The sequence below is a fragment of the Acinetobacter sp. Tol 5 genome (assembly GCF_019702905.1).
Taxonomy (GTDB): Bacteria; Pseudomonadota; Gammaproteobacteria; order Pseudomonadales; family Moraxellaceae; genus Acinetobacter; species Acinetobacter bereziniae.
Genome location: NZ_AP024708.1, coordinates 3,486,659 through 3,506,116, shown reverse-complemented (window position 1 = coordinate 3,506,116; position 19,458 = coordinate 3,486,659). Strand labels below are relative to the sequence as shown.

The 19,458-nt window shown below is 37.7% G+C and carries 17 protein-coding genes and 4 tRNA genes; 8 read left to right on the top strand and 13 right to left on the bottom strand.

The window, feature by feature from the left end; genetic code table 11:
* The first annotated feature begins 74 nt into the window (after positions 1–74).
* Both TOL5_RS16370 and TOL5_RS16365 read left to right on the top strand, forming a co-directional pair.
* Complete coding sequence (locus tag TOL5_RS16370) at positions 75–1,904, top strand: DUF2157 domain-containing protein (protein WP_221260510.1); 1,830 nt, start codon at positions 75–77, stop codon at positions 1,902–1,904.
* Entirely contained in the window at positions 1,901–2,515 is a 615-nt protein-coding gene (locus TOL5_RS16365; protein WP_221260509.1) for a GDYXXLXY domain-containing protein, read from the top strand. Before TOL5_RS16370 ends, TOL5_RS16365 begins: the two co-directional genes overlap by 4 nt.
* Positions 2,516–2,573: 58 nt before the next feature.
* Here the strand turns inward: TOL5_RS16365 and panD are convergent, their stop codons facing one another.
* The 11 genes from panD to TOL5_RS16310 all read right to left on the bottom strand — a co-directional run bounded on the left by panD (position 2,574) and on the right by TOL5_RS16310 (position 8,720).
* Positions 2,574–2,954, bottom strand: coding sequence for an aspartate 1-decarboxylase (gene panD, locus TOL5_RS16360; protein ID WP_004722504.1), 381 nt, complete (start codon positions 2,952–2,954; stop codon positions 2,574–2,576).
* Positions 2,955–3,109: 155 nt separating this feature from the next.
* Positions 3,110–3,688: an aminoacyl-tRNA hydrolase gene (gene pth, locus TOL5_RS16355; RefSeq protein ID WP_221260508.1), complete on the bottom strand. Its 579-nt coding sequence runs from the start codon at positions 3,686–3,688 to the stop codon at positions 3,110–3,112.
* A 20-nt stretch (positions 3,689–3,708) separates the two neighbouring features.
* Positions 3,709–4,005 (bottom strand): 50S ribosomal protein L25, encoded by a 297-nt coding sequence (gene rplY, locus TOL5_RS16350; RefSeq protein WP_004828269.1) that lies wholly within the window; start codon positions 4,003–4,005, stop codon positions 3,709–3,711.
* Between the two features lie 97 nt (positions 4,006–4,102).
* On the bottom strand, positions 4,103–5,056 hold the full coding sequence (locus TOL5_RS16345; protein WP_004828271.1) for a ribose-phosphate pyrophosphokinase: 954 nt from the start codon (positions 5,054–5,056) through the stop codon (positions 4,103–4,105).
* Positions 5,057–5,092: 36 nt separating this feature from the next.
* A tRNA-Gln gene (locus TOL5_RS16340) sits at positions 5,093–5,167 on the bottom strand.
* 90 nt (positions 5,168–5,257) lie between these two features.
* Positions 5,258–5,332 (bottom strand) — tRNA-Gln (locus TOL5_RS16335).
* A gap of 30 nt (positions 5,333–5,362) precedes the next feature.
* A tRNA-Gln gene (locus tag TOL5_RS16330) sits at positions 5,363–5,437 on the bottom strand.
* A gap of 30 nt (positions 5,438–5,467) precedes the next feature.
* A tRNA-Gln gene (locus tag TOL5_RS16325) sits at positions 5,468–5,542 on the bottom strand.
* A gap of 4 nt (positions 5,543–5,546) precedes the next feature.
* A complete protein-coding gene (gene ispE, locus TOL5_RS16320; RefSeq protein ID WP_200025005.1) occupies positions 5,547–6,374 on the bottom strand; it encodes a 4-(cytidine 5'-diphospho)-2-C-methyl-D-erythritol kinase in 828 nt (275 codons plus the stop codon).
* Between the two features lie 25 nt (positions 6,375–6,399).
* Positions 6,400–6,999 carry a lipoprotein insertase outer membrane protein LolB gene (gene lolB, locus TOL5_RS16315; protein ID WP_199957984.1) on the bottom strand — a complete coding sequence of 200 codons (600 nt, stop codon included), beginning with the start codon at positions 6,997–6,999 and terminating at the stop codon, positions 6,400–6,402.
* A gap of 8 nt (positions 7,000–7,007) precedes the next feature.
* On the bottom strand, positions 7,008–8,720 hold the full coding sequence (locus TOL5_RS16310; protein ID WP_174761270.1) for a hypothetical protein: 1,713 nt from the start codon (positions 8,718–8,720) through the stop codon (positions 7,008–7,010).
* 77 nt (positions 8,721–8,797) lie between these two features.
* Between TOL5_RS16310 and hemA the strand changes: the two genes are divergently transcribed.
* Positions 8,798–10,084, top strand: a complete 1,287-nt coding sequence (gene hemA / locus TOL5_RS16305; RefSeq protein ID WP_221260507.1) for a glutamyl-tRNA reductase — start codon at positions 8,798–8,800, stop codon at positions 10,082–10,084.
* Positions 10,085–10,604: 520 nt separating this feature from the next.
* Here the strand turns inward: hemA and TOL5_RS16300 are convergent.
* Both TOL5_RS16300 and TOL5_RS16295 read right to left on the bottom strand, forming a co-directional pair.
* Complete coding sequence (locus tag TOL5_RS16300; RefSeq protein WP_151751468.1) at positions 10,605–12,518, bottom strand: DNA primase; 1,914 nt, start codon at positions 12,516–12,518, stop codon at positions 10,605–10,607.
* Positions 12,519–12,665: 147 nt separating this feature from the next.
* On the bottom strand, positions 12,666–13,688 hold the full coding sequence (locus TOL5_RS16295; protein WP_004828285.1) for an outer membrane protein assembly factor BamD: 1,023 nt from the start codon (positions 13,686–13,688) through the stop codon (positions 12,666–12,668).
* Between the two features lie 71 nt (positions 13,689–13,759).
* On the opposite strand from TOL5_RS16295, the gene rluD reads away from it, so the two are divergent.
* From rluD to TOL5_RS16270, 5 genes are all read left to right on the top strand, one after another.
* Positions 13,760–14,812: a 23S rRNA pseudouridine(1911/1915/1917) synthase RluD gene (gene rluD / locus TOL5_RS16290; protein ID WP_004828287.1), complete on the top strand. Its 1,053-nt coding sequence runs from the start codon at positions 13,760–13,762 to the stop codon at positions 14,810–14,812.
* Between the two features lie 36 nt (positions 14,813–14,848).
* A complete protein-coding gene (gene pgeF / locus TOL5_RS16285) occupies positions 14,849–15,592 on the top strand; it encodes a peptidoglycan editing factor PgeF (RefSeq protein ID WP_121774104.1) in 744 nt (247 codons plus the stop codon).
* A gap of 125 nt (positions 15,593–15,717) precedes the next feature.
* On the top strand, positions 15,718–16,269 hold the full coding sequence (locus TOL5_RS16280; protein WP_121774103.1) for a flavodoxin family protein: 552 nt from the start codon (positions 15,718–15,720) through the stop codon (positions 16,267–16,269).
* 159 nt (positions 16,270–16,428) lie between these two features.
* Positions 16,429–17,736 carry a hypothetical protein gene (locus TOL5_RS16275; protein ID WP_121774102.1) on the top strand — a complete coding sequence of 436 codons (1,308 nt, stop codon included), beginning with the start codon at positions 16,429–16,431 and terminating at the stop codon, positions 17,734–17,736.
* A gap of 368 nt (positions 17,737–18,104) precedes the next feature.
* Positions 18,105–19,418 (top strand): hypothetical protein, encoded by a 1,314-nt coding sequence (locus tag TOL5_RS16270; RefSeq protein WP_121774101.1) that lies wholly within the window; start codon positions 18,105–18,107, stop codon positions 19,416–19,418.
* Positions 19,419–19,458: the final 40 nt, after the last annotated feature.

Below are 19,458 nucleotides of genomic sequence, written 5' to 3'. Positions count from 1 at the left end.
TTATACATTATTCAACAGTATCTATCTTCATAGTGATATTCATAAACAACAAACAATAAGTAGGGGGGAGTGCATTGATGAATATACAGCAAGATATATATTCATGGCGGAATGATCATTTCGTTCAACATTTGCAGGTTTTGGGGTTTACGCTCATTGCTGTCAGTATTTTGTATTTAACCGCAGCGAATTGGTTTATGTTGCCACAAGCTTTACAGTTGGCAATTCCGCAAGTCTTATTATTGTTGAGTGCATGCTCAAGTCTGTTCTTTGTTCGACATGATTATTTAGTGCAATGTTTACATGCGATTAGTGGCTTAATGATCGGTTTAAGTTTGGCGGTCATCGGTCAAATTTACCAAACGGGAGCGGACAGTTATTTACTGTTTTTGATCTGGTCTATTTTATTGCTTCCTTGGTTATATCGTCACAATATTGGTATTTTTACCTTACTGTGTATCACTAGCCAACTCACTTTATTTTTGTTTTTTAAACAAACATTTTGGGCTGATGAATATCCTGTCACATTCATATTTAGTTTAAATCTTCTTTTATTGTTTCAGTTTTATTTTTGTCTTCGTTATTATCAAAACTTACGTTATCTCTTTATCTTAGGGTTTAGCATTCTTTCGATTTGGCATATGGGTTTATTTTTATATGGTGATGGTGAGTTAGCATATGCCACAGCTATGATTTTTACCTTATTAAACGTCAAAATCGCCTATTTGATTTCGTCTTTTTTTCTGCTTTCTGTTGCATTTATTTATTTTTATCGAAAAAAAGATCAACTGTGTAGTGTACTTTCAGCCGTTGGTTTGGGGATTACTTTTACACTGGTGATTTTCAAGTGGATGAATGGCTTTTTTCGAGAATCAGAGGTGCTCGGTTTATTTTTAATCGCATTACTGGTTTTTGCATGGTTTGCACTGATTACTGTTTTATTGATTAAGTTTATTCCTCAAAACAGATTTAATAACATTCCGATCGCTGTAGGCGCATGGATTGCAGGTATTGTATTGGCATCATTGATGCTGACTTTTTGGGGTAATTTTTCCTTAATTATGGGAGCCGTTTTTGTGGTGCTGGCTGCCTTTATTTTAAAAAATAAACACGCTTTATTTTTAAGACAGTTTGCATATTGTATATGGATTGCGGGGCAAAATGCTGTAATTTTCCATAGCTTTGAATTAACAGATCAATTCTTTCCTATTTTCTTTATTCAGCTGGTTATGCTGTCTCTCAGTTATTTTATTCGCAGCCATTGGTTTTTTATTTTTATTCAAATTTTTGTTTTGTACTTATCTGGTATTGCACTGATCTGGGATTTAAGCACGCTATTTGGCGTACATCGTTTCATTGAAAATTTTTCATATTTGACCTTATTGAGTTATGGATTTTATTTGGCAATGATTTGGGTACAGCGTGTTCAACCTAGTCAATACCAACGAAGTTTAGCTTTGGCTAATTTACTGATTATTCTGTCATCTTTAGGCTTCTATACACTATTTGGGCAATATGAATTAGAAAAAATCAAATATCTTCCTATCCTGAATTTGGGCTTACCTATTTTATGGTTGGCTTTGTTTATGACGTTGCGGATTCGCAATCAATTTAGCGTGGTTGCTCAAGTCATATTGTTGGCTTTTGCTGCAGTATTGATATTTTATGGTTATTTTGAAATTTTTATCTGTATGGCGATACTTTCATGGGCAATGTCACAGCACGATAAGATCGTCTACGGATTAGCTTTGGTCACTTTGGCTTTGACCTTATGGTTTATTTACTACGCTTTAAATGTCAGCTTCCTGCTTAAAAGTCTAAGTATTTTTAGCTCAGGATTATTGTTGTTGACATTGACTTGGGTGTTACATAAGTTCCAATCAGTAGAGAGGGGAAATACATGAAAAAAATCATTCCTCTTTGTCTTGCTTTAATGAGCATAGTTCTCTTTCTGGGAATTATTTTTAAGAATGAACAGCATTTGAAGAATAGTCAGAGTATCTATGTTCGTTTACAGCCTGTAGATCCACGTTCCTTTATTCAAGGGGATTACATGGCACTTCGCTATCAGCTTTATTTAGTGCCTCAGGACACAAGACTTCATCCTACAAAACCTGCTAATGAAACTACTGAGACAGTCGGTCAGGTGTTTTCAGGGCATTATTATGATGAACGTATAAAAAATAACTCTTCGGTTTTGACCTTTGTAGAATTAGATCAACAGCGTCGAGTGATTCATACTTATTTTGATCCGCCGAAAAATGTAAAAACTACTCGGTTAATATTAAAAAACTCAGATAATCGATATACATCATTATATCCAGCATCAAAAAGTTTCTTGTTCGCTGAAGGTTTAGGACAATGTTATCAAGCTGCGCAGTATGCTGAATTTAAAGTTGATCAACAGGGTAATACAATCCTTGCATCTCTAAGAGGAGCGCAGTTACAAGATTTGGACTGCGAAAATAAACAACATTGGCGAGATGGATTTAGTTCAGCAAATAAAGCGTCATAAGTTGGTTGGGCAACAAAAACCCGCATCATTGTGCGGGTTCTTAATGCTCTGCTGTTGCTTAAGCAACTTGAACAGGAATACAGTTTGCTGTGTGATTCACCGTATTATCTGGGTTTGCATAAACAAGGCGAGGTTTATGCGCATCTGCTTCAGCGTTGGTAAAGTCACCAAAGGTTGCAATAATCATTAAATCACCCACATCAGCTTGAAGTGCAGCACCACCATTGACAGAAATAATGCCTGAGCCTTCTTCACCACGAATCGCATAAGTTGTAAAACGTTTACCATTGGTCACGTTCCACATATGAATTTCTTCATATTCACGAATACCAGCCAAATCCAAGAGAATACCGTCGATTGCACAAGAGCCTTCATAATGTAGTTCTGCTTGTGTTACAACACAACGATGGATTTTTGCTTTTAATAAACGAGATAGCATGATGCGCGTCTCCAGAGTTGCCCTTACGATTGTTATCTTGCGATGGATCAACAATTTTCAATAGGGGGGATACATTTGAAAGCGCATTTTGCTCTTAAAAATGAATCATAGCAAGAAAAATTGTTGAACAAGGAATGTAAAAATTGAGCTTCGAATTATGGTTTATAAGCATTGATTTGATTCATTGCTTGCTGTATCTCACCATTGACCAATAATTTCGTTCTCGCTAAAGCATGATGTATAGCATCGTCCATCAGAGTCTGTTCACTACTTGGTGCTTTGCCAAGTACATGTCCTGATACTTTTTCTTTTGCGCCAGGATGACCAATACCTATACGAAGACGATGAAAATTAGAACTGATATGTGGAACAATGTCACGTAGACCATTGTGACCACCATGTCCGCCGCCAGTTTTTAAACGAATTACACCTGGATCCATATCCAGTTCGTCGTGGGCGATGAGAATTTCTTCTGGTTTAATTTGATAGAATTTTGCGAAAGGAACAACGCTTTGACCAGAAAGGTTCATAAATGTTGTTGGCAGTAACAGACGAACATCTTGTCCTTCTATATTGCCGCGACCACTGATTCCTTTGTATTTTGAATCAGTTTTTAAAGTTATGCCATATTGCTCTGCAAGGCGTTCAACAAACCAGAAGCCTGCATTATGGCGGGTTTGGGCATATTCAGAACCTGGATTACCCAAACCAACAATCAGTGAAAGTTTACTCACTCATTTACACCATTAAACACTTATGCGCGTTTGAAGTCAGCGTGCATAGGAGTGTTTTTAGATGGGTGACGTTGTAACGCTTGGATTTTAACGCTTTCAACTTTACCATCGATGTTGATTTCAACAACTTCTTCAAAGAAAGCATTGTTTTCTAAAACTTTAACAAGCTCACGAAGTTCTAAAGTTACTGCTACAGGTTCAGCAGCACCACCGTAGATGATTGCTGGAACTTTGTTTTGAAGACGAAGGCGGCGGCTCGAACCTTTCCCTTGAACTGCTTCTTCACGTGCTACTGCATTTAATACGAAGTTTGCCATGATGACATTTCCTCATTGAGTTTAATTGACTGAACTTTCGACCAGTCCAGTGATAGAAAGCCCCACCTAAGGGCAGGGCTTTGAAAATTTTGCGCTATTATAGATAAGAATCAAACATTGCGCTAATAGATTCTTCGTTGTTAATACGACGAATTGTTTCAGCAACCATACTTGCTACTGAAACTTGGCGAATCTTACCAAGTTTTAATGCTTCTTCTGAAAGTGGAATTGTGTCAGTAACAACCAATTCATCAATCACAGATTTGCTTAAATTTTCAAGTGCTTTACCTGAAAGTACAGGGTGTGTTGCATAAGCAACCACTTTACGTGCACCAAAAGTTTTTAATGCATCGGCAGCTTTACACAATGTACCAGCTGTATCCACCATGTCATCCACGATAACACAGTCACGATCACGTACATCACCAATCAAATGCATCACTTGTGATTCATTGGCTTTTTGACGACGTTTATCGATGATTGCAAGATCAATATCACCCATTTGCTTTGCAACAGCACGTGCACGCACAACACCACCAACGTCAGGTGAAACCACCATCAGGTTATGATGCTGTTGTTGACGCAAGTCAGCAAGTAAAGCAGGTGTACCGTAGATGTTATCTACAGGAATATCGAAGAAGCCTTGGATTTGGTCAGCATGCAAATCGATCATGACAACACGGTCAATACCAACAGTCGTCAGCATATCTGCGACAACTTTTGCTGTAATTGGAACACGAGTTGAACGTGGACGACGGTCTTGACGAGCATAACCAAAGTAAGGAATTACAGCAGTAATACGACCAGCACTTGCACGACGCAATGCATCAGCCATTACCAGGATTTCCATAAGGTTATCATTGGTAGGGGCACAAGTGGGCTGTACGATAAATACGTCTTTACCACGCACATTTTCAGTAATTTCGACAGTGATTTCACCATCAGAAAATTTACCTACAGCAGCAGCTCCAAGAGGAATGTGCAGATGGCTAACGACTTTTTGGGCGAATTGTGGATGCGCAGTTCCACTAAAAACGACAAGATTGGGCATGAAGCACCCTTGGCGGTTGGCAGATTTGAAATTAGATGGCAGGGGCGGCTGGATTCGAACCAACGGATGCCGAGATCAAAACCCGGTGCCTTACCACTTGGCGACGCCCCTAATGCGGCAGAATTTTAGTGTTTTTGCATGTTTCTGTCAAGGTAAATCAACATTAAATGCAAATACCATGTTCTGTCTTTTTTGAGAAAATGGCAGGGGCGGCTGGATTCGAACCAACGGATGCCGAGATCAAAACCCGGTGCCTTACCACTTGGCGACGCCCCTAAAATACAACGATCTACAGGTGAAAAATGATGGCAGGGGCGGCTGGATTCGAACCAACGGATGCCGAGATCAAAACCCGGTGCCTTACCACTTGGCGACGCCCCTAAAATACAACGATCTACAGGTGAAAAATGATGGCAGGGGCGGCTGGATTCGAACCAACGGATGCCGAGATCAAAACCCGGTGCCTTACCACTTGGCGACGCCCCTATCATTACACTTTAAAATGAATGAGTGGTGATTCATTCAAACTGTTGACCAAAAAGGCTTTGCAGGGTGAATGATTTAAAATATCATCAATCTTCATTTGTTCAGTGACTTCAACAAAAACACAAGCACCTGTACCTGTAAGCTTTGCTGTACCGAACTGATCTAAATACTGCATTGCTTCATCAACTTCAGGGTATAAACTTCTTGCCAATGGCTCAAAGCTATTTCTGAAATCAGATGGCTTTAGCTGATAGGCGCAAAATTTAGTAGGCTTCGTATCTCTTGTCAATGTTTTTTGCGAAAAAAGTCGTTGAGTGCTGATAAAACAATCAGGTTTTAACACAATGTATTGTTTTTGATCTAAGTCTATGAATGTTAAGTGTTCACCAATACCTTCTGCCCAAGCATTACGACCATGCACAAAGATAGGAACATCTGCACCCAATTTAACGCCAAATGCTGCCAGTTGTTCAGTATTTAACCCACATTGCCACAATTGATTGACCACGATCAATGTAGTTGCCGCATTTGATGAGCCACCACCTAAGCCAGCACCCATTGGAATATTTTTTTCAATACGAATACTTAAGCCACTTGCGTGTTTCGCATAAGGAAGCAGCATTTGTGTAGCTTTGTAGATCAGATTGTGTTGCAGATCGACACTATCCAATCCCTCAATCACGATTTGATCGGAATCTGTTTGGCTAAATTCTAGCCAGTCATATAAATCAATGAGCTGAAAAATACTTTGCAACTCGTGATAACCATTTTCACGGCGACCAGTAATATGCAAAAACAGATTCAATTTTGCAGGTGAGGGAACACGAAGCATAGATTTGATTGCCTGATGTTGAGATTTAACGGTTTTGAATCACCATTGTAATACGGTTTTCCTGACCTGATTCAAGTTGTTGCTTTAAAATTAGTTTGTTGGGTAAAGTCGCCTGATGATTATAACTAAAATCTACTGTCCAACCATCTTCAACAATTTGAGTAATACGTTGTACTGAGTCATGCGCAACTTGTGCATTTTCAGTGGCAGGATAGCCCTGTACCCAGTCAACAATATGCGTGATGGGAGCGACCCAACCAGTGGCTTTTTCAAGCAGTTCTTCTGGGCTTTCAGCTGAAATTAACCCAGTCTTAGAACTGTTTAAAGTCACTTCACCTGATTTTCCTTCAATAATGGTTTTACCAATACCTAAGATACCATTGAGCTGAATATTGAAATCTTGTTGGTTTTGCGACCATGTATAGAAAGCACTGCCAGATTGTTTTGGAGTTTTTACCCCAATTTTTCCCTCTAAATTGAATTGATTTGATGGCTTTTGAGTTGAACCATCTGTAGGTACCTGTGTTGGTGTGGTTGGGGCAGGCTTAACGACTTGCTGACACCCAGTAAAAGCAAGCGTTGCTGTTGCAGTAAGGGCGAAGATGATCTGCTGAATGTGACGCATATAGGCGATTAACTCTTTTTAATATGTTGCGGTAATATTAGTGAATCTAATTGATTTAATTGAGGATCATTTGGATGATTTTGTTTGAGTTGTTGTAACACTTCATTAAATTGTGGCAATGCACCTTGCATATACAAAGACTTCGCATAACGAATCCCAATATTAATACTATGACTCAAACTATAAGCTTTAGAGAGAATATTAGAGGCTGCATCAAAATCATTCTGCAAAAAGGTAATATAGCCCAGAGTATCTAAGATAGATGCTTGATCGGGTGCATATTCTAAAGCATGTTCAGCATAGCGACGTGCTTCGTCTAGACGTCGATTTTGCAAAGCCAAAGTATAAGCATAAGCATTTAGATAAGCTGGATTATTGGGTTCTAAATTCAATAGCTGTTTAAGTGCTTTGTCCAGAATATCGCGATTTTCAAAAGGGTCTAGCAATAAAATTTCAGAGTATAAAATTTCGGGGTCGTCGGGCAGATTCTTGACAGCTTCATTAAGCAAACTTAAAGCTGCTTTTTTATTGCCCATACGTTTTAAAATTTCAGCTTGCGCTTGATATAAGAAACTTGCATGTTGCGGATAATTTACACGTTCCTGAGTTAAAAAGCGTAGCGCATCATTCATTTTATTTTGTCTTTCAAAAATCGAGACGAGATTACGACGTGAAACCGTATATAAATTTCCATCTACTAAACGATAATAGGCTTTTGCCGTTTCATCATTTTGCTTACGCTCAGCATTAACTGCTAAATAAAAATAAGCTTCATTTTGATAGCGCGAGGAATAACGTAATTCCACCAAATACTGTTCAGCTTGATCAAATTTTTTTAAATCAATTGCTGTTAAACCTGCAATAAACAAAGCTTCTTCAGCATCTGGCCATGTTTGAATGATGGTTTCTAATTTATCTAATGCCAGTTCAGATTGATGGGTTTTAATCAAATATTTAACTTCTGCCAATCGAATGTCATAGTTATATTTATTTTTGCGACTACTACGATTATACCATTTTAAGGTTTCTTCCTGATTGCCTAATGCCTCCAGTAGATTGGCTTTCATAAGAATAAAACCAGTCACTTTCGGGCGTTTTTTCAATGCCTTATTGACTGTTTTAAGGGCTTGTTCAATCTCGTCACTTTGCGCTTCTAAGCCAGCAATTAAGATTAACACGGAAGGGTTATTTTTTTCTTTGCTTGCTCTCAGTGTGCTGAGTAGATTTTGACGGTCAACTTCAGACTCAGGGGCAATTCCTTCTAGAATTTTTTCTAAATCCGCGTTTGGATCGATTGTAAGAATACTGTCGAGCGTTTCAGCAGCCAGTTCATACTCATGTGATTTGAGTGCAATATGTGCCAAATAAAATTTTGCAGGAACATCTTCAGGTTCTTGTACAACCCAATGTGTTGCAATATCTAATGCTGCTTTTAAATCATTTTGCTCAATAGCTACATTGAGCGCACGTTGTTTAATGGTGGTGGAATTACTGCGAATTGCCAACACCGTATAATTGTGCAAAGCAGTTGCTGTATCATTATATGCCAGTGAAAATTCAGCAATGATGCTTTGTTTTAATGCATTTGTATTATATTTTGCATGATAAAATTCTCCAGATGCTCTAATATGAGCACTAGAAGCCATGCTACCAACCAGTAAGAATGTGGTAGAATATTGCTTAATTGTCATGCCGCTTAAGCGGTTGTTTATTTGACGCAAGTTTTCCGAATCCAAGTATGCTTTTTATGACACCGTTATTGCACAATAGCATAAATTTAGCGAAATGATGATCTGATATGTCTTTCTTTGCATTGGGTGTCAACCATCAAACTGCCTCTGTTGAGCTTCGTGAGCAGATCGCTTTTAATCCAGAACGATTAAAAGATTTGCTGACGGAGCAAAGCCACTGCCAAAATTTGAATGATATGGTGGTGGTCTCAACATGTAACCGCACTGAAGTCTACGCCATGGCTGAAAATGCCGATATGGTATTAAATTGGCTCGCCCAAACCAATGGTATTGATGTAAAGCAATTGTCAAATCATGTATATCGTTATGAAAATACAGATGCTGTTTCACATTTGATGCGTGTTGCAAGTGGCTTAGATTCTCTTATGTTGGGTGAGCCTCAGATTCTTGGGCAGGTCAAATCCGCACTATCGATTGCTAAAAATGCAGAAATCGTTTCACAAAATCTCAATCAAATTTTTGAATATGCTTTTTATGCAGCAAAACGTGTTCGCTCTGAAACTGCTGTGGGAAGTCATGCCGTATCGATGGGTTATGCTGTTGCACAGCTTGCTTTACAGGTATTTAGCAAACCTGAAAAACTGACAGTGATGGTGGTTGCTGCAGGTGAAATGAATAGTTTGGTTGCTAAGCATTTGGCTGAAATGGGTGTGGCAAAAATTCTCATTTGTAATCGAAGTCGTGAACGTGCAGAAAAGTTAGCACAAGAAATTGCCCATCGTGTTGAAGTAGAAATCATCCCTTTTGATGAGCTTGCAACACAACTTTATCGTGCCGATGTGATTTCAAGTTGTACTGGGAGCTTACATCAAGTGATTGCTTATACTGATGTAAAAGCGGCATTAAAAAAACGACGTTATCAACAGATGCTTATGGTCGATTTAGCTGTTCCTCGTGATATAGATCCGAAAGTTGAAAGTTTGGATGGTGTGTATCTGTATGGTGTGGATGATTTACAGAGTGTGATTGATGAAAATCTCGCTCAACGTCGCCAAGCTGCGGTTGAAGCAGAGGTGATGGTCAATCAACTGGTCACTCAATTGGTTACACACCAGAAAGTCAAAGATGCTGGTAGTACGATTCAGCAATTCCGCGAGCATGGCGAAGAGCAACGTCAAGCAGAACTTGCATATGCACTAGAGCGTATTCAAGCAGGTGAAGATACCCAACATGTATTAGAAGATTTTGCCCACCGCTTAACCCAAAAACTGTTACATCCTGCCTCAATTCTACTGCGTCAAGCAGCTCAGGATGAAGATCCATCACATTTTGAATGGATGAAAGAAAATATTCAGGATATTTTTGAGCAAGAACGAAAACCTAAAGCAAAGTAATGATTTAAGAAAGTAATGTAGTGAAGCTTTTTGCTTCAACAAATATTGTTCATATACTCGTGTTATCAAATTAGAATACAGAAATTAAAATGCTTAAGACTTTATATTTATTCATATTATTGCTTATCTCAATTGAATGTTTCGCAAAGCCTGTAAAAGATAGTGACATGCTATTGAAACAAGCAATCCATGATCTACATAACATCTATACTCAGGGAGGAATTTTGGAGGTTATTGATTCTGTTGATCAATGTTATAAGGATCTTCAAAAACCTAAACTCTACTGTTTTTATTTAGACTATTCAGCACGAATATGGGATGCGCTTATGATCGAAAGTTTAAATTCACAAACAAATTCTCTGTATTCAACAAATGAGTTTTTTAGTGATGAAAACTTTCAAGAACGTATATATCTAAATGTTTATAAACCTTATGATTCCTCAATGGAAGAGGCGAACAGTCACATGAATTTTTTGTATTACAAAATAATTGATATGATCAATGAAGAGTTTATAAAACATTAACTATGAACTAACTTTAAACTAATTTGCTTGGTTAATTCATTGAGTTGTTTGCGTAAATTACGAGATTCACTTAATGAGGCTGGTGCTTTAAGTTTTTGCTTTAAGTACTTTTCTTGTAATGCAAGAGAGTAGTCCGATGCCAATTTATCCGCCATTTCTGGAGCTTCGGTTAAAGCTTGGATATTGGTTCGTTGCATAATTTCAGACAACTCTAAGTGATATGCACTGCAAGCACCTAAAATATAATAGGTCGCTAGTTCTTGATCATCGGGTAAATCATCAAAAATACGATCAAATACAGCGAGCACTTTTGCTAACAACTCATCTGGTTGAATAAATGCACGCAACACTTCAAAGTGAATATATAAAAATGGATGTTGCATTAAAATCGCCACTGCAAAATCCTCATCTTTGGTGCGAATATTAAATGAGAGTGATGCATCCAAGCTGACTTGTGGTTGCCATTTACGATTAAAACCTAACTTTTCTTTAAAAAACTGTCTTAACAGATAACGATATGAACCTTGTTTTGGCAATAATTCAGTCAATTGATTCAGTTCTGCCATGACCTGACTTTTACCCTCAGGGGTGGTGACATCATAATTTTGGCTTAATAGGGCAAAGACAAAGTCTGATAATAGCGGTGACTGTTGCCAGATCCGTTGAAAAGTCTCTAAGCCTTCTTTACGAATCAAAGAGTCAGGATCATGTTCTTTAGGAAGCACAAAAAATTTAAGTTCACGCCCATCATTCAATAAAGGCAAAGCAATTTCTAAAGTTCGTCGAGCAGCCTTTTGACCTGCGGCATCACCATCAAAGGCGATCGTAATTTGATTGTTCTGTTTAAATAAAATGCTTAAATGGTCTGCATTACTCGCCGTACCCAGTGTTGCAGTTGCTCCCGAGATCCCATTTTGCTGTAAAGCAATAACATCCATATAGCCTTCAACCATGAGCCAGTTTTGGGCACGATCTTTACGTCCTTCATATAACCCATACAGCAGTTGATTTTTATGGAAGACTTCAGAGTCAGGAGAGTTAATATATTTGGGTTTGATTTCGTCATTTAACGCACGACCACCAAAACCAACGACTCGACCTTTACTGTCTCGGATAGGAAATATTACTCGATCACGAAGTAAGTCAAAGTCACGTCCACTATCACTGGTACGAATCAGTCCTAATAATTTTAGACCTTCAATATCTTGAGGAAATGCTTTTTCAAGATGTTGCCAATCTTCAGGTGCATAACCCAAACGCCAATATTGAATCGTCTCGGTGCTTAAACCGCGATGTCTGAAGTAGTTCTGTGCAACTTTACTATGTGGTAACTGACGTTCATAAAATTGAGCAATATTTTCGAGCAGGTCGTAAAGATTCCCGTCTTGAGGTGGTTGTACAAATCCTGCTTGATCAAATTGTGTAGGATCAAAATGCTCTGGATCAGGATATTGGCTAAACGCTTCAAAAGGGTCAATCTCAAAAGAAGGAGTAGCTTCGGTATTTTGTTCCTGTGTTTTTGACGCTGTATTTTTATCCTCTTGCGTTTGGGCTTGAGGCTTAACTTGTGGTTTTACAGTTTCGCGTTTATAAGAAAGTTTTTTATTGTCTTGATTATCTTTAGGGAGTTCGATTCCAGCTTGGCTAGAAAGCTCTTTCATGACATCGATAAAGTTTCGATTATCAATATCCATAAGAAAACGAATGGCATTACCATTTGCCTGGCAACCGAAGCAATGATAGTACTGTTTATCACGATATACATGAAAAGAAGGAGACTTTTCCTGATGAAAAGGGCAGCAACCTGAATAGGTACGACCTGTTTTTTTCAATTTCACACGTTGACCAATCAGATCGACAATATCGGTACGATCTAAAATTTGATCTATTGTGTGCTGAGGAATAGCCATAAAATTTAAGTCATATATCGTTTGAAGTCATTTAAAGTTTAACGCAGTTTTAACCTTAAAAATATCCATGAATAAAAAAGACGGGTAAAAACCCGTCTTGAATTGTCGCGGTGAAGTCATATCAAAGATGATATTTCTTAACACACCTTATTTGCGTTGACCGTCATAAAGGCTTTCATCTGCACGAGCAGGTTCTTTTGAAACTTCACGATTTGGACGATCAAGCAAGCCAAAGCTAACTTTATTCAATAAGCTCGACTGCTGTTCTGAGTTTGAAGATGTTTCAGTATTTGTATCTTTTGATACTTCTGCTTTTTCACCACGACCTAAAATACCAAGGGTCGCACGGTTCCACCAACTGCCTTCTTTGCGTGCAGCACGAATATTCACTTCACCATTTGATTTAACAAGGTTTGGATAGTTCAGCTTAAGCACGTCTTTGTATTGTTGTGCAGTATCTTTGTCGCCCAGTTTGTCATAGCCATAAGCCATCGTTGCTAAAGCTTCAGGAATTTGTGGGGTTTGTGGATAATGTTCAATGACCCATTGCGAGCGTTCAATTGCAGCCAAATAAGCCTTACGTTTAAGATTGAAACGGGCAGTATTCATCTCACTTTCAGCCAATTCTTGACCGATATACTTCATACGTTGTGCAGCATCAACCGAATATTGGCTTGATGGATAACGACGAATCAAATCTACAAAGTTTTGATAAGCGATTTTTAAATAACCTACATCACGATGTGCTTGTTTCAACGAAGTATAACGAAGCAAACTGTCATAATTTTGCTCCATGTTTGCCACACCACGGACATAATAAGCGTAGTCTAAATTTGGGTGCTGAGGATTTAAGCGAATGAAACGATCTGCCAGTGCGATTGTACCTTCATAATCTTTTTGCTTAAACTTGGTATAAAGCAGTTCAAGTTGAGCTTGCTGTGCATATTGTCCCGTTGGGAAGTATGTATCCATAGCTTCCAACGCTTTTGCAGCATCACCGTATTGCCCGCGGTCTAGTGATTTTATCGCATTATTGTAATAAGTCTGCTCATTTGATTTTGGACCTGTATCGACAACCTCCTTCTTGGGATTGCTGCTACAACCTACAAATACAGTTGCTAAGCCTACAGTTAAAGCAAGCATTGTGACTTTATAACGTGGTAGCGACATAAAAATTCCTCTGTTGATACGGGCAATAGGCTACAATTGCGCTATTAAACCACTTTTGTCCGAATGAGCAAATGACTTCAGCACACTCTTCTAATTCTAATTTCTCAGAAAATGATTTCAATTTACTTGAAGATTCTGAGGATGCAGATAATCATAATTCTGCGCCAACTGCAACACGTTTATCGTTGCAATTTCAACTGGATGAAAGCTATTTAGGGCAACGTATCGACCAAGTTGCTGCACTTGTTTGGAGCGAGTTTTCTCGTGAAAAACTTAAGCAGTGGATGAAAGACGGTCATTTGTTGGTAAATGGTAACACGGTCAAGCCTAAGTATAAATGTGAAGGCAATGAACAGTTAAGTCTCAATGTTGAACTCGAAACTCAAACAACTGCGCAGCCTGAGAATATTGCTTTAAATATCGTTTATGAAGATGACGATATTATGGTGATCAATAAACCTGTGGGTATGGTTGTACATCCTGGCGCGGGTAATCCGAATGGTACATTGGTCAATGCTTTACTCTACCATTATCCTAAATCTTCGGAATTATCTCGCGCAGGTTTAGTACATCGTATCGATAAAGATACCAGTGGCTTATTGGTTGTTGCTAAAAACTTAGAAGCACAATTTTCGTTAAGTAAACAATTGGCTAAAAAATCAGTCTATCGTGTTTATGACTTAGTTTGTTATGGTCATATCATAGCAGGTGGAACCATTGATGAACCGATCAAACGACATCCTGTTGATCGTGTCAAAATGGCGATCTTACCTGGCGGTCGTGATGCTGTGACGCATTATAATGTTAAGGAACGTTTTCAGCATTTTACTCGTGTACAGGCGCAATTAGAGACGGGGCGTACACATCAGATTCGTATTCACTTTACTTATATTGGTTATCCATTGGTTGGTGATCCTGTTTATGTGAGTCGCGTTAAAGTACCTGCTGGGGCTTCGGAAAAGTTAAGTAGCACTTTGCGTAACTTTAAACGTCAAGCTCTACATGCATCTAAATTAGGGCTTATTCATCCACGTACTCAAGAGGAAATGATGTTTGAAGCGCCTTGGCCTGAAGATTTTACCAACTTGGTTGAAGTTTTGCGTTCTGAAAATAAAGCGTATTAATTTATTTAAAATAATTGATGGTTAATGGAGAGTCACATGCAATTTGTTCAGGGATTACCTCAAGGTGTCTATGTTGGTCAAACACATATACAACATCCAATGGCTTTACCATCTGTACAGCCAGAGTTGGGAGGTTTCAATTTAGCATTGCATGTGGATGATGATCCACGGCGTGTACAGCAACATCGGATGATTTTATTGGATGAGTTTGCTGTACATGGTGTCAATAAGATTACATGGATGACACAAACACATAGCACGATTTGTCACACCATCAATGAAGAAATTACATTTAATGCCTTAGTGGGGGATGGGTTGGTAACGCAAACACAAGGTCATGCCTTGATGATGATGACTGCGGATTGTTTACCTGTGGTTTTGGGAAATGCAGATGGTACTGAAGTTGCTAATTTACATGCAGGTTGGAGAGGTTTAGCAGGTGGAATTATTGAAAATACCATTTCAGAAATGACATCTCAACCTGCATGGGCATGGCTAGGGGCTGCAATTAGTCAATCTTGTTTTGAAATTGGTCAGGAAGTAAAAACTGCTTTTTGTACTCAATATGCTGAATTGGAAACAGCTTTTATTGCGGGTGAACAAGACGGTAAATACTATGCAGACTTGTATGCGATTGCACGTTATATCCTTAAACAGCAGGGTGTTAAAATTGTCACGGGTGGTGATCAGTGTACTTATCGTCAGTCCGAGGACTTTTACTCCTACCGCCGTCACCCTAAAACAGGTCGTATGGCAACTTTTGTATTTATGCAGAACTAAATCTATATTTTGAGATATTGCTCGAAATTTTATAGATTGAGTAAAAGTACTTTTAACACTTGACAAGAATTGTTTAAAAATGAATTGATGTTAAACTTGACTAAATTTGTTTGTTTTCAATTGATATGTCTTTATCTGCTAAATCTATCGCGATTGTTTATCATAGCCCTTTTGGTCATACTGCTAAAGTCGCGAGCTATATTGCGCAGGGCATCGAGAAGGTTGGAGTGACTGTCCATAAAATGGATATTGAGCATATAGATTGGGATATTTTGGACCAAGCCGATGCAATTGTATTTGGTTCACCTACTTATATGGGCAGTGTAACAGGTCCATTTAAAATGTTTATGGACTCAACCTCTAAGCGTTGGAAAAATCGTGATTGGCAAGGGAAGCTCGCTGCCGCATTTACTAACTCAGGTGGTTTAAGCGGAGATAAATTATCCGTATTACAGCAGATTAATATCTTTGCGATGCAACATGGCATGCTTTGGTCTGGTTTGCCTTTAATGCCAACAGGAATCAAGCCCACAGATTTAAACCGTATGGCGGGTTATTTGGGTTTAATGACGCAATCAGACAATGCACCTGTTGACTTAACACCGCCATCTGGTGATTTACAAACAGCCTTGTGGTTTGGTGAGTATCTTGCACTATTATTAAATAAATTTAGCTAATCTAACTAGAAAATTAGGTAAAACGTCTAATATTTATTTTTTGTTTAAATTAATGCGATCATTGTCGCAAAATGATAAGTAATTTGTCGTTGTAAGCTAATATTTTTATGCTTCATTGCACTATGTTTGATTAGAAAAATAAAAACATGTGTGGATGATATGGATATCAATGCTCAAAAAACAATTCAAAGGACAAGAATAGTTTTAATCTCAAGTGCAATAGTTTTATCAATGAATTGTTTTGCCGAAAATGAAAAAATCACATCTTTAATTCAGTTAAATGACTCAGAGTTGTCTGAGGTTCAAGGGCAGTCACTTATGAGTTTGAGCTATATTGCTCCGAATGACTCAATTAATAAGATGCGTGGACAAGGTGTAGGTTTTTATAAATTAGGGCTAGAAGCTGAACTTGAGCTGAATGCAAATATAAAAAAATTACAACTTGGCTGTGGTGGTGTGAATGGTGCAGGTGGTTGTGATATTGATATTGATAATCTCAGTCTTTCTGGAATTTCAGATACACGTTTGGGGCGAGTAGGATCTAGTGCGAAACTGACCAATCCATTTTTAGAATTTGCAATAAAGAATCCTAATACATCCTCAACCAGAGAAATTGTTGGTTTACGTCTTAGTGCTGAAAAAGTGTTGGGTCTATTAACTGCTGGTAATGAAAATTCAGACTTACCAAATGGTATTAATCGTCTGAGTGGAGCTTTGAAAATTAAAGCTACAACTGGAACAGGGATTACTGCTGCACGACCTATGACATTTAATGATACTGGAATGTTAATTAACGGTAAAATTCAACTTTTGGGTTCTTTAATCCAACCAAACTTTGATACAAATAGCTATAACCTACAATTACAATCCACTAGTGCAAATTTATTCATAAATAGTAAAACATTAACAGGAACACGCTTAACCTCTGCAAAGTTAACAGGAACTGCGATTATTGATAATTTAAATTTTGGTGGGAATATTGCTGCAAGCGTAAAACTTCCACTAATTTCATGGGTCCCTTTGAATATCAATGCTAATGGTTACATATCAGGTTTAAAAGCTGACTTAGATATTGATGAAAATTTGGGATATATCCATAAACTACCATTAAATAATCCATTTTCATTATCACTACAATCAAGCCAAGTCCACTGGCCTGGTGCGGAATATGCTGCTAATCGAGGATGGTGGTTAGCCATAGAGGACGAAATTGATATTGGCAAAATTATTCCTAAAAATCCTATTAATGTAACAAATGATATTCTTAAACAAGTTGTTCCAAATATTAGTAATTATTTGACCAATAGACCACCTAGCTGTCCTTTAGGCTCATGTTTAATTGCTGGTTTAAATATTGGTGAGGTAAATTTATCATCATCAAGACCATTATTTTTTCCAATTAAGGACTTACCATTAGCAACTCAAAATTTCGCTCCTAACTGTTATGGCTCATTAAAATTCTGTTAAATTCCTTTTAACGACAAAATGCTATTTAAGAGACTTTGTTGCAAACTTAACCTCTTTTGATCTCCCAATAAAATTATTCATCATTCCACAACTAGGAAAGTTTTCATGTCAGGAATACAAACTCTGTAATGATTTTTTATAAAATACTTGATAGGTTGATAAAAAATTATCCAAAATAAAATATGTATTTCATTGTTATTTAAATAAATTAACAAAATAAATTTATATAAAAAATATTAAAAAACATTATCTTATTTAGGTGAAAAAGACTATTGTTAAATTAGACAAAATATTTGTCCTGATCGGCTATTTTGTTATTGATCATTTTCCTATATTTTTGACCAATAATAAAAATATGAGCAGGTGATATGGAAGTTATTGTAGTAAAGTTAATTAAAATCAGTAAGATGATTTTAATTTGTGGTGGATTTTTTATTTCGATTGATAGTTTTGCTAATTTGCCTCAATCGAAGGGTTTGGTCGAGTTAAATGATACTGAGCTTTCAAAAGTTCGAGGTCAAGCCTTGATGAGTTTAGGTTATATTGCTCCAACAGACAGTGCCAATAAAATGCAAGGGCAGGGCATAGGATTTTATAAGCTTGGGCTTGAAGCTGAACTTGAGCTCAATGCCAATATTAAAAAATTACAACTTGGTTGTGGTGGTATCAATGGTGCAGGTGGATGCGATATTGATATTGATAATCTTAGTCTTTCAGGCGTGGCAGATACCCGCGAAGGGAGAGCTGGCTCAAGTGCAAAATTAACCAATCCTTTTTTAGAGTTTGCAATTAAGAATCCAGACGCAGCATCAACTAGAGAAGTTGTAGGTCTACGTTTAAGTGCAGAAAAAGCTTTGGGATTATTAACATTAGGATCAGAAAACTCAGAAACACCAAATGGAATAAACAGTTTAAGTGGTTTTATGAAAATTAAAGATGCAACAGGTACGGCTTATACTGGTGCAAGAACAGGGGTAAATTATTCCAATTTAGGATTATCAATTATAGGTAAAGCGAAAAGCTCAACGGGTTTTATCACAGCAGACTTTACCTCAAATGATTATTCTTTAAATCTTGGGGAAGGAAGCGGGAAATTATATATCAAAGGTCAAACGATCAGCGGAAACAGGATGACCAGTGTAAATTTAACAGGTACAGCTGTGATTGATAATATTCCGCTCGGTGGAAAGATTAATGCAGAAGCAAAACTATGGGGAGCCTTACCTATCCCTTTGGGTGGTACTGTTAATGGAAATATCTCTAATTTAAATGTTAGTGTGAATGTTGATCAAAGTTTAGGCTTAATACATAAATTAAAATTAGATAATCCATTTTCACTTTCATTACAGTCCCAAAAGGTTTGGTGGCCAAATGCTGAGGTTGCTGCACAGAAAGGCTGGTGGATGGCTTTTGAAGACGCGATTGATATTGGTGATGTATCACCTAGTCAACGTGTAGAAGTCACTGATGCAGTGGTTAAGCAAGTTATTCCTTATGTCAGTAGCTATTTACAGAAAAAGCCCATTGAGTGTGGTTTTCTTGCGCTTTCTTGTCTTACAGGAACTTTTAACCTAAATGATGTACCTTTGCAGGATGCTAAAGTAAATATGGATTTAGCTAATTTGAAGTTAGTTAACCAAGATTTCGCACCTAACTGCTATGGTTCATTAAAGTTCTGTTGAGCATTCTTTCTAAAAGAAAAACCTCCATTCGGAGGTTATT